This window comes from Bartonella sp. ML69XJBT (assembly GCF_028618515.1).
Classification (GTDB): domain Bacteria; phylum Pseudomonadota; class Alphaproteobacteria; order Rhizobiales; family Rhizobiaceae; genus Bartonella.
In genome coordinates this window covers 124,992-137,765 of sequence record NZ_JAQITB010000002.1, presented here as the reverse complement: position 1 = coordinate 137,765, position 12,774 = coordinate 124,992, and the positions used below count along the sequence as shown (strand labels likewise).

General features: G+C 38.7%; 9 protein-coding genes. 2 read left to right on the top strand and 7 right to left on the bottom strand.

Features of this window, described 5'->3' with window-relative positions; genetic code table 11:
* Positions 1-265: 265 nt before the first annotated feature.
* The 7 genes from PVV68_RS01325 to PVV68_RS01295 form a co-directional block, all read right to left on the bottom strand.
* On the bottom strand, positions 266-2,065 hold the full coding sequence (locus PVV68_RS01325; RefSeq protein WP_273719918.1) for an acetolactate synthase 3 large subunit: 1,800 nt from the start codon (positions 2,063-2,065) through the stop codon (positions 266-268).
* 271 nt (positions 2,066-2,336) lie between these two features.
* Positions 2,337-3,209 (bottom strand): tRNA (adenosine(37)-N6)-dimethylallyltransferase MiaA, encoded by an 873-nt coding sequence (gene miaA / locus PVV68_RS01320; RefSeq protein ID WP_273719916.1) that lies wholly within the window; start codon positions 3,207-3,209, stop codon positions 2,337-2,339.
* Between the two features lie 627 nt (positions 3,210-3,836).
* Complete coding sequence (locus PVV68_RS01315; protein ID WP_273719915.1) at positions 3,837-5,354, bottom strand: Do family serine endopeptidase; 1,518 nt, start codon at positions 5,352-5,354, stop codon at positions 3,837-3,839.
* A 153-nt stretch (positions 5,355-5,507) separates the two neighbouring features.
* Positions 5,508-6,443, bottom strand: a complete 936-nt coding sequence (gene hflC / locus PVV68_RS01310; protein WP_273719947.1) for a protease modulator HflC — start codon at positions 6,441-6,443, stop codon at positions 5,508-5,510.
* Positions 6,444-6,445: 2 nt separating this feature from the next.
* A complete protein-coding gene (hflK, locus tag PVV68_RS01305; protein ID WP_273719945.1) occupies positions 6,446-7,591 on the bottom strand; it encodes an FtsH protease activity modulator HflK in 1,146 nt (381 codons plus the stop codon).
* Between the two features lie 118 nt (positions 7,592-7,709).
* A complete protein-coding gene (locus PVV68_RS01300; RefSeq protein ID WP_273719914.1) occupies positions 7,710-8,219 on the bottom strand; it encodes a dihydrofolate reductase in 510 nt (169 codons plus the stop codon).
* Positions 8,216-9,010, bottom strand: coding sequence for a thymidylate synthase (locus PVV68_RS01295; RefSeq protein ID WP_273719912.1), 795 nt, complete (start codon positions 9,008-9,010; stop codon positions 8,216-8,218). Before PVV68_RS01295 ends, PVV68_RS01300 begins: the two co-directional genes overlap by 4 nt.
* A 216-nt stretch (positions 9,011-9,226) precedes the next feature.
* Between PVV68_RS01295 and PVV68_RS01290 the strand changes: the two genes are divergently transcribed.
* Together PVV68_RS01290 and PVV68_RS01285 are read left to right on the top strand one after the other, a co-directional pair.
* Positions 9,227-10,534, top strand: a complete 1,308-nt coding sequence (locus tag PVV68_RS01290) for an MFS family transporter (protein ID WP_273719910.1) — start codon at positions 9,227-9,229, stop codon at positions 10,532-10,534.
* Positions 10,535-11,052: 518 nt separating this feature from the next.
* Complete coding sequence (locus PVV68_RS01285) at positions 11,053-12,360, top strand: MFS family transporter (protein WP_273719908.1); 1,308 nt, start codon at positions 11,053-11,055, stop codon at positions 12,358-12,360.
* Positions 12,361-12,774: the final 414 nt, after the last annotated feature.

Genomic DNA, 12,774 nt, shown 5'->3' with positions numbered 1-12,774 from the left:
AATGCAACGAAATAGCTATTAATGTGAACATATGAATTTAAAAAATAAACATCGCGTACAAATAAATTCAAACATAGTTGGGCACACGACTTATAATATTTTTTAGATGAGCAAATAATAATACACCCCATGTCTTTAAACAAAAAATGAAAATCATAAAATAAGCTCTAAGGATAATAGGAACTCTCCGCAAAGAAGAGAAAGAGATGAAGACTCCAAAGTCTTCATCATCACCATCCTTCACTATTTTGTTAACATATTCATTTTATACAAGAATCTTTCCCTCAGAAGAAACAGCATTTGCAACAGCTTCCTCGCTTGCCTCATCGGGTAATAACATCTCATTATGGGCACATCCCGATGGGATCATAGGAAAACAGTTTTCTAAATTATCAACACGACAATCGAAGAGAACAGGCTTATCACAATCAATCATTTGCTGAATTTTATCATCAAGTTCATCGGGTTTTGAACAATGAATTCCCATGGCTCCATAAGCGTGTGCCAATTTTACAAAATCAGGCATCGATTCCGTATAAGAATGAGAGAGACGATTACCATGCAACAATTGCTGCCACTGACGAACCATCCCCATATATTGATTATTTAAAATAAAAATTTTCACTGGCGTATTATGCTGAATTGCTGTTGCAAGCTCTTGAATATTCATCTGAATAGAGGCATCACCAGAAATACAAACAACAAGCGCATCAGGATGTGCTATTTGAACACCGATAGCCGCAGGAAGACCATACCCCATAGTTCCAAGACCACCAGAAGTCATCCAACGTTTTGGCTTATCAAAACGATAATATTGTGCGGCCCACATCTGATGCTGTCCAACATCTGTTGTCACATAAGCATTCGCATCTTTGGTCAATGCATAAAGCCGCTCAAGAGCATATTGTGGCATAATGACATCTTTTGTTTCCATATATGCCAATGAATTACGCGCCTTCCAGCGCTTAATTTGCCTCCACCACGCATCACGACTCTCATGATGAAATATCGGTTTGTACATATGCAAACGTTGATTAATATCTCTCAAAACATCAGCCACATCGCCAATCAGTGGAACTTCCACTTTTACAGTTTTATTGATGGAAGAAGGATCAATATCAATATGGATAATACGCGCATGAGGTGCAAAAGCATCAAGACGCCCAGTGATACGATCATCAAACCGTGCCCCAACAGCTAACATGACATCACAATCATGCATGGCCATATTCGCCTCATAGGTTCCATGCATTCCAAGCATTCCCAGCCAATTTTTGCTAGAAGCCGGATAAGCACCAAGTCCCATGAGTGTTGATGTAATCGGAAAGTCTCCCAACTCAACCAAATCACGCAAAAGCTGTACAGCTTGTGGGCCAGATGAAATCACACCACCACCAGAATAAATAACAGGACGTTTTGCTTCTGCTAAAAGAGCAACAGCACATTCAAGTGCCTCACTCTTCCCTTTGAACTGTGGAGAAGAATGCTGAGATGCCATAACTTGAGGCATTCTATAAATACCCAAAGCAAATTGGATATCCTTAGGAATATCAATCAAAACCGGTCCTGGACGCCCTGATTGAGCAACGGCAAAAGCTTCATGAATAATGGCGGCAAGATCATTGACATCTTCAACCAACCAATTCCGTTTTGTACAGGGTTTTGTAATACCAACCGTATCAGCCTCTTGAAAAGCATTCGTTCCAATCACAGTTGTCGATACCTGACCAGAAAAACAAACAAGCGGGATCGAATCCATAAGTGCATCTTGCAAAGGTGTCACAGCATTTGTTGCCCCTGGACCAGAAGTCACAAGCATAACCCCTACCTTCCCTGTACTGCGTGCATAACCTTCAGCAGCATGACCCGCCGCCTGTTCATGACGCACCAAAATATGCCGCAGTGAATCCTGTTGATAAAGGACATCAAAAATAGGAAGCACAGCTCCACCAGGATAACCAAAGAGATGCTGAACTCCTTGATCAATAAGAGCTTGAACCACCATTTCAGCACCAGACATTCTTTTACCGTCCGCACTCTGTTGCATTTTTGGATGATTTGTCATTTTTCCCACTCGCTTACTTGATAGCACAATAAAAAAGCTCCCGAAGGAGCCTATCAAAAAAGGCTCTGAGAGAGCCTACTACACACAAAAAACATATATTGTATGACTACCCCCCTTATTCCGATACACAAAACCTATAAGGAAAATACTTCCTGTGAAACACATTTCTAATTACATTGATAGCGTCCGTCAATAAAAAATTATATTTCTTAAAAAAATCCATTTACAATGAACTTTTTTCAAATGCTTTTTAAGTTTTTCAGCTTATCTATCAAGAAAGAAGCATCCATTCTTCATTAAATTGATTACGAAACCATGTCATCTGCCTTTTGGCATATCTCCTTGTTTGTGTTTTCACCATTTCAAGAGCATTTTCAAAACTTCTGTGTCCATCCAAATGCGCTATAAATTCAGCGATACCAATAGCCTTCATCGCTGGTAACAAAGGGGAAAGTGCAAGCTTTTTTATAGCAATCACCTCTTCTAAAGCACCTCTCTCAACCATAGAGTCTAACCGCTGATGAATACGTTCATAAAGCTGTTGACGGGGTGGAATAAGAAGAAATTTTTCTGCAACATGCGCTCTAATGAGAGGTGCTGTTTTTTGTTTCTGCCACCAACTTAATTTCTTACCTGTTGCATCATAAACTTCTAAAGCACGAACAATACGCTGCCCATCCTGCGAAGAAATTTTCTCAGCAAGAGTAGTATCAATCAATAACAACTGGCGATAAAGACTCTCCACCCCCTCTTTATCAAGCCGAAGTCGCCACTTTTGTCGCACAACATCTGGAACATGAGGAATTTTTGACATCCCTTCTAAAAGAGCACGGAAATAAAGCCCTGTTCCACCAACAAAAATAAGCGATTTGGATGTAAACGTCGTCAATAACGTTTCAACATCACACAACCATTTTCCTACCGAATAATTCACCACAGGACTCACATGACCATACAGATAGTGTGGAACAACCGCAGTATCAGCCCTCGTTGGTCGAGCTGTTAAAATATTCAAAACATCATAAACCTGCATGGAATCTGTGTTAATAATGAGAGCATCTTTTTCTTGAGCCATTTGTAGGGCAAACGCTGATTTTCCACTTGCCGTTGGCCCCGCTATCAATGTAATTGTTCTCTGCGTCATGAATGGAAATTCCTCTATCCATCAATCAAAACTCTTTTCAACATACGTCCCCCAAAGGCATAGCATTTCATCTAGACTATTATAAAATGAACTCCTCAAACGAAATATATAAAAATCTCTATAGGAAGTGCAAAGACGCGCCTCTAATAATTCTACTTTCTTTGCAAAACTAAAAAAATAAAACAATAACAATAAAAAAACTTAAACTTTGTTTCTTCTTATTATCATTCAATAACAAAATACAGCATAGGAGCTCTTTCACACTGTTCGCCATAAAAACACGCTCCTTACAAAGAGTAAGAAAAAACAATATTGAACTTAACCTATACAATCAAAAAGTTTTATTTTTTATACAAAAGAGATAATATTCTGATCGTAATAAACACCCAGCAGATTATCTGCTTTTACACTTTCATTTTTCCCGCAGCTGTTTTTTCCATTAACCTCAAAACCAAGATAGGCAACATCCACAAATGAAGAGTTCTGATATGAATCCTTCTACATCAGGAATATTTAAAAACTGAAGGGAAAAATACCAACTCCCGCATACTGTGAGAGCGATAAAAAACACGAATGCTTAAACAAACATCTCAAAAATGAATTTCTAAAATATCAATCCTCTCAACATCAATCCATTGGAACCGTTACGAACCGTAATTCTCCATCAGGACGAGCAACGATGAGAAGAGCATTTTTGCGTCCAGCTTCACGTAATTTATGAATACGTTTTTTAGCCTCATCAATCGTTGTGACAGAACTTTGATTAATATCAACAATCACTTCCCCTATACGAATACGCTTTTTATCCGCCGCACTATTTTTTACAACAGATGTCACCACCAATCCCCGCAGTTTATTCGTAATGGAATAATATTGACGCAAATCCGCTGTAAGCTCAGATAATGTCATTCCCATAAATTGCATTGTCACGTTTTCTGATACAGTATCACCTTTTTCATTATCGGATTCTTCTTGTGAACCCTCATTTGCATCTGTCTCAATCAAACGTCCAAGCTTAACTTTTACTGTTTTTTTCTGCCCATTTCGCAAAACAGTAACATCCACCACTTTTCCCTCTGAACTTTCCGCTACTAAACGGGGTAAATCACGCGCATGCTTAATTTGCGTATCTCCAAAAGAAAGAATAACATCTCCAGTCTGTAATTGACTATTATCCACATCCGCCTGTTCTATCTTACCAGCAACCAATGCTCCCACAGCATTGTCTAGCTTCAGATTTTTGGCAATATCTTCTGTCACCGGTTGAATACGTATAGCTAACCAACCACGTCTTATTTCTCCCAAATCACGCAACTGATTAATAACAGAAAGAGCCATATCCGATGGTATAGCAAAACCGATACCTATAGATCCTCCAGAAGGTGAAACAATTGCTGTATTAATGCCAATGACCTTACCGCTTCTATCAAATAAAGGACCGCCAGAATTGCCTCGATTAATCGCTGCATCAGTCTGAATAAAATTATCATAAGGTCCAGCATTAAGATCACGATTACGTGCAGAAATAATGCCAACCGTCACACTTCCACCAAAACCATAAGGGTTACCAATAGCCATAACCCAATCACCAATACGCGCCTTTTCTGAGTCACCAAAACGGACAGCTTTTAACTTTCTACTTTTTGCATCCACTTGCAGCAACGCTAAATCAGTCTTGCTATCCTTTCCAAGCAATTTTGCTTTTAGTTTTGCACCATCCGTAAAATTCACTTCAATATCATCAGCATCAACAATAACGTGATAATTTGTAACAATAAGCCCTCTTTGCGCATCAATTACAAAACCAGAACCCAAAGAGCGTACCTTTTGAAACTGACTATCTTTTTGATCATCTTTAGGTGCAAAAAAATCATCAAAATATTCTTGTAATAATGAATCTTTTGGGATAACAGGCACCGGACTATTCTCGTCTTGTTCAGTACCCTCAACGGTCTGTGCTGTGGAAATATTAACAACGGTCTCCAAAAGCTCTGCAGCCAAATCAGGAACGGAAAGCAGTGTCTCTTTTGTTTGCGTTCCCCAACATAAACTGATTGATCCTGATAAAAACAAAACCACACAGATAACAACTCTTGTGACAAAAAACTTCAAAGACGTATTTTTATCTACGACACTTCTACCCATAACATGCCTTTAACAAAATGCTACAAGAGCCTCACTCAATTTATCTATGCAAAACCATTATGGCTCAATACTTTACCACTTGCATCAGAAAAGAAAACAACAACAGATCACATTTCCCATGCAAAAGCACAAGTTTACAATCCCTCGTTGCTTCTACTCTCCTCCGATTTTTGGATCAGTTTTATTCAAGCCAGTATTCATGTTTGATGAAAATTTTCTCTTTTCCTGCAACGGATTGTGGAAATACAAAAAGAAACTCTCATTTGGTGAAACCACCATCGGTATACGCTCTAAGTTTTTATACTGTTCCATCGCCAACCAAAAATCGTAAAAGGATGGATTGACTTCCCTAGCAGTCAATAAAAGGCGAATACTCTCAGCTTGCCCTTCACCGCGAGTAATTTCAGCATCACGTTTAGCAGCTGCAACGATCTCTTCATATTCACGATTAGCCTCGGCCACAATACGGTCTCTCTCCTGCTGCCCCCGAGCACGAATATTTTCTGCTGCCGCCTCACGTTCAGCCGCCATTTGCCGATAGACATCTTCTGAAACAGCATCCGTTAAATCAGTTTTGCGAATACGCACATCGAGAATAGTAATGCCCAATGAGCCTGCATCTACAGAAAACTGCCGTTGTACTTCGGCCATCATTGCTCCTCGTTCATCGGATAAAGCTGCCTTAAACTCTCGTTTACCATAAACAGCACGCAAAGCGTCAATAAAACGCGGTGCAAGATTTTCACGCGCAGCAATCTGCGGACGTCCTGACGCAATACGCTGTAAAAACAACTTAGGATCTGTAATACGATAAATAAAGAATGCATCCACTTCATAATAAGCACCACCTCGGACCTGCACAGATTGTGTAGGAACATCGTAACGCAATAATCGATTATCAACAACGATCATCTTATCCACAAAGGGCGCCTTAAAATAAATTCCAGGATTAGATTCTACCTTAACAATTTGCCCAAAACGTTTAATTGCCACTTGTTGACGAGGATAAACAATAAAAACAGACATCCACAAAATCATCAAAAGAAGCACGATGGGACCAAATATAAAGAAAAAACGAGACTGCCGCATCATTAGCGTCCTCCAGAAATGCGAGAATCCAAAAACGATGCCGAACGCGCTGATGTTTTTTTCGCGTTTTCTGATGAATTGCTGCGTAGCAATTCATTCAGAGGAAGATAAGGCACCGCTGGAGAATTCATTTGATCAAGAATCAACTTATGAGGTGAAGAAAGAATACGCCCCATCGTTTCCATATAAAGACGATAACGCGTAGCCTCTGGTGAAATTGCCGCCTCACGTGCTATAGCCTGAAAACGCTCAGCACGCCCTCTTGCTTCTTCAACCATTTGTGCCTTTTCACCCTTTGCAATTTCCCGTGTGCGTGAAGCCTCACCATTTGCTAAACCAATTTTAGTAAAACGCACACGATTTCCTTCCTCAATCATTCGCCCACGTTCCTGCTCTGCCTGCTGGACAGAATTAAACGCCGCTGCAACCTTTGTAGGAGGAGCAGCTTCACTGATTGACACACGACTTATTTCAACACCAAGTTGATACTTATCTACAGTCAATTGGATAATTTTTCTCACGTCATTGGCAACTTCTTCTTTTTTATCTCGTAAAACATCATCAACAGGTCTTGAGCCAATAACCTCACGCATTGCACTCTCAGCAACTTGACGAACTGTTCCTTCTTGATCATTCACATTGAAGAGAAATTGCCCCGGACGTGAAATCCGATAGTAAACAGAGAAATTGACATTAACAATATTCTGATCACTCGAAAGCATCAAACCTTCACTTTGTTGTGCCTGACCAGATTGACCACCAATTGCAATTGTTTTTTCCGTCAAAGGCACTTTCATATAAGTCTCAATTGGCCAAAAATGAAAATGCAAACCATCACCGATAATTTCTGCCTTAGGTACACCAAAACGCAACTCCACCGCTTGTTCATTTTGCTGAACAATATAAAGAGACTGATATAAACAAAAAAACACAGCAAGAAGAAGCAATAAGACAAATAGCCCACCTCTTCCAACCTGTTGAAATTGGTCTTGCCCTTTACGCAAAAGATCATCAAGATTGGAACCATTGCTCCCACCGCTACCGCCACCAGAACCAAAAATGTTCTTAGCAGATGTTTTTTTGTCACCACCGAGTTTATTTTTATCGCTGCTCCACGGGCCGCCACCATTTTGATTTGTCCAGGGCATCATCACCTCTTTAACTGACTACCATTCATCAAATACCAACCATTCACTTGATCTTATAGAGCTCTTCTTATCTGATTACAATGTAACAGATATGCTCTTTCCACTTCATTATAAACAGTTATTTCCGCTCATAAACTACAAACCGTGTCGGATGACTGTCTTTATCTCCTTCTGGAATATATTGTGTTTGCACAAGAGTCCACTTTTCTTTATCGAAAACAGGAAAAAAACTATCACCTTTAATGGAGGCTAGAACTTCTGTAAGAAATATTTTATCGGCAATATGCAACCCTTGTTGAAAAATTTCACCGCCACCAATAATAAAAATTGCATCTGCATCATTTTGCGATGCAATCCTTTTTGCAACAGAACAAGCTTGAGACAAAGAATGAACAATAACAGCGCCTTCAGCTCTCCATGTGCCATTGCGCGTAATAACGATATTTGTCCGCCCTGGCAAAGGACGCCCTAGAGAATCCCAAGTTTTTCGTCCCATAATAATGGGTTTACCGAAAGTCAAAGCCTTAAAGCGTTGTAAATCTGTCGACAGCTTCCAAGGCATAGCCCCTTCACGACCGATCACACCATTTTCTGCAACAGCTGCAATGAGACAAATGGGAAGAGTCATACTGCCACCGGAGCTTTAATATGTGGTTGTGCTTCATAATTAAGCAATTCAAAATCCTCAAATTGAAAAGAAAAAAGATCTGTTACCTCTGAATTTATACGCATAAACGGCAAAGCATTTGGGTTACGAGACAACTGATATTTTGCCTGTTCGAAATGATTAGAATAAAGATGCGCATCACCAAGGGTATGAATAAAATCACCTACTTTAAGCCCACTGACTTGCGCAACCATCATTGTTAACAACGCATAAGAAGCAATATTGAATGGAACACCTAAAAAAATATCCGCTGAACGTTGATAAAGTTGACAAGATAATTTGCCATCAGCGACGTAAAATTGAAAAAGACAATGACATGGCGGAAGAGCCATCTCTTCTATCAATGCTGGGTTCCACGCCGATACAATTAAACGACGAGAATCAGGGGTTCTTTTAATCATAGTCAAAAGATTCCTTATTTGATCGATATGTCTTCCATCAGGAGCAGGCCAAGAACGCCATTGATAACCATAAATAGGACCAAGATTCCCTTTCTCATCAGCCCATTCATCCCAAATCGATACACCATGTTTCTTCAACCACGCGATATTTGTATCACCTTTGAGAAACCATAAAAGTTCATAAATAATTGAACGCAAATGCAGCTTTTTCGTTGTTAACAATGGGAATCCAGCCTGTAAATCAAACCGCATCTGATAGCCAAAAACCGATCGCGTTCCAACACCAGTTCGATCAGTACGATCAATGCCATGATTTAAAACATGAGATAAAAGATCAAGGTAGGTTTTCATATAGATATTATGGACGATTCTCTTAATTATAGAAAATAGAAACTGTAAAATTTATAAAAATACAATTTAAATTTCTCTTCTCCAACATCTTGCACAAGAAATTACCATGATCAGATTAAACTTTTGACGCAAAAGACAAAATACTATAGACAATTCTTTGGGGAATAAATACAGGGGTAATCAACACACATGGACACAAATTAAAGGGATAGACTTATGGAGAATGAAACAACTCTAGCACCGCATGATACGAGAAGACGTATCTTTGCTATCGTATCCAGTGCATCAGGTAATCTAGTTGAATGGTATGATTTTTATGTTTATTCTTTTACATCGATTTACTTTGCATCACAATTCTTTCCCTCAGATGGCAATGTTGTTGCACAACTTTTAAAAGCCGCAGGTGTATTTGCCATTGGTTTTCTTATGCGCCCAATTGGCGGTTGGCTTTTTGGATTTATTGCTGACCGTTATGGACGTAAGCGCTCAATGCTTATTTCTGTTTTTATGATGTGCGGTGGTTCGTTCTTAATCGCCGTACTTCCTACTTATGAAACCATTGGAATGACCGCAGCAGTTCTTTTACTTTTGCTTCGAATGCTTCAAGGACTCTCGGTTGGCGGTGAATATGGTACAACAGCAACTTATATGAGTGAAGTTGCCTTAAAAAATCATCGTGGATTCTTTAGTTCTTTCCAATATACCACCCTTATTGGTGGCCAACTTTTAGCCAGCCTTGTTATATTTGTTCTGGCCCTTTATCTCTCAGAAGACCAACTAAAAGCATGGGGCTGGCGTATTCCTTTTGCAATTGGTGGATTAGGAGCGATTGTTGCCATTTATCTTCGTCGTTCACTTCATGAAACAACCACAGAAGAAAGTCGCTCTCAAAAAAATGCTGGTAGCCTTACAGAGCTTTTACGCAATCATAGAAAAGCTTTTTTTCTCGTTATCGGCTTTACAGCAGGAGGATCACTGACATTTTATACATACACCACTTATATGCAAAAATATCTGATCACAACTACTGGATTTGATAAACATACAGCAACAACTATAATGACTGCTGCACTCTTCGTTTTTATGTTACTTCAACCTGCATTTGGCTTTTTAGCGGATAAAATAGGCACAAAAATTTCACTCCTCATGTGGAGTGCTTTATCTATTATCTTCACGATTCCTGGACTTAAAATGATTGCTGATACCAACGATACATGGATTGCTCTTTTAATCATTATCGGAATGCTATGCATTATGAGCTTTTATACGTCTATTTCTGGTATCGTCAAAGCGGAAATGTTCCCCGCTTCAGTACGCGCCATGGGAGTTGGGCTCTCTTATGCTATTGCTAATGCACTGTTTGGAGGCTCTGCTGAAGCTGTAGCGCTCGGCTTAAAAGATATTGGCTATGAATCTATCTTCTATTTTTATATAACCGGCATGATGGTCATTGCATTTATCGCAGTTATCTTGATGCCCGATGCCAGAAAAACAGGATATCTTCAAGGAGATGATATTCATTAAACTTTTACGTTTAAAAAAGCCCAATATTTTGGGCTTTTTTGTTATATTCGTAATATAAAAATAAAGTATTGATAATCATTCTGATCTTCCCCTTATCATACATAAACAGGTCTTTTTTCTACTAAATACATTGCATTCAAAATGCAAAAAACACTTCCCTAAATCTCACAAACATTCACTCTTTTAATCAATAATGATAAAATTTTATTAAAAATGACTTCTCCCCGTGAAAACGCACTCGTCCTCTTTTTTGCAACAATGCAAGCTTAAAAAAATGAGCAGCAACAGTATTTTTCATCGTAAACGGTACAGATTGCGGATTATCGCAATATATGTGTAAAATAAACACATATTTTACTACAACTCTACCCTCTGCATGTCACAAATCTACAAGTCCAAGAGACTATTTTAAACAGCTTTTATAAAAAATAACTATTATGTCATTGAATTTTGATGGTACAAATTATTAGCAACCTTAACTAAAAAATAAACGATAGATTTAATAAAGGGAACACTTCATGAAAAGCAACACAACTCCAGCACCGCATGATACGAGAAAACGTATCTTTGCGATCATATCTAGTGCATCTGGTAATCTTGTAGAATGGTATGATTTCTATGTTTATTCTTTTACATCGATTTATTTTGCTTCGCAATTCTTTCCTGCAGATGATGATGCCGTTACACAATTGTTAAAAACTGCAGCAATCTTTTTTATAGGCTTTCTTATGCGCCCGATTGGAGCATGGCTATTTGGTTTCATTGCTGACCGTTATGGACGCAAACGCTCAATGCTTATTTCTGTTTTTATGATGTGTGGTGGCTCATTCCTCATTGCGATACTTCCCACTTACGAAACCTTGGGAATAACAGCCGCATACCTTCTGCTTTTAATCCGTATGTTTCAAGGACTTTCCGTTGGTGGTGAATATGGTACAACGGCAACTTATATGAGTGAAGTTGCCCTTAAAAATCACCGTGGACTCTTTGCGTCTTTCCAATACGCTACTCTCATTACTGGGCAGCTTCTTGCGAGTTTTATTATATTTATTCTAGCCCTTTACTTCACTGAAGATCAGTTAAAAGCATGGGGCTGGCGTATTCCTTTTGTCATTGGAGGCTTTGGAGCAATGGTTGCAATGTATCTGCGTAGTTCGCTTCATGAAACAACCACAAAAGAAAGTCGCTCTCATAAACATGCTGGTAGTATTAAAGAGCTTTTACGCAACCACACAAAAGCTTTCTTTTTGGTTATTGGCTTTACAGCGGGAGGATCGCTCACATTTTACACATACACCACTTATATGCAGAAATATCTGATTACCACCACCGGCTTTGATAAACACACTGCAACAACAATAATGACGGCAGCACTCTTTGTTTTTGTGTTACTCCAGCCTCTCGTTGGTTTTCTAGCTGATAAAATTGGTACAAGGACTTTGCTTATTAGTTGGAGTGCCTTATCCATTATCTGCACAATTCCTGTACTTAAAATGATTGAAAATGCCCATAATGCATGGGCTGCGCTCTTAATCATTATCGGAATGCTGTGTATTATGAGTCTCTACACCTCCATTGCTGGTATCATAAAAGCAGAACTTTTCCCTGCTTCAATCCGAGCAATAGGAGTTGGACTTGCTTTTGCCATTGGTAATGCACTGTTTGGTGGCTCTGCTGAATATGTAGCACTTGGGTTAAAAAATATGGGATATGAAACTGTCTTCCCTTTTTACATCATCGCTATGATGCTCATTGCACTTATCTCAATTCTCTTGATGCCAGATATAGATAAAGGAGGATACCTTAAAGATGATGAAATCCATTAATTTTTTACACACCATAAAAAAAAGCCCAAAAACTTGGGCTTTTTTAAATGAATACTATAAAAAATGAAGAAAAGAAGCAAAAATATAAAATAATTTACTTCTTGTAGTCTACCTTACAGAAAAAAATATTGTTCTCATCTATAAGGTGACGAATAAATCTCTAAAAAACTTGTTCATATTTTATCAAATATCTTTAATTGTTAAGTGATGAAATAATAAAAAGTTACATAACTTTTCTGCACTTTCCAAGCCTCATATCGTCAATTTTTTAAACAGCTCTTTAATCACCCTTTTTACCAACATTTCATCCAGCTTGAACTTCTTTTTCAACGCCCTCCCCTCTTTAGGTTCGATATGATGCACTTTATCCTACGACAAAATAAAGTTCTCAAAAGGTATCATCATAACCAAGAT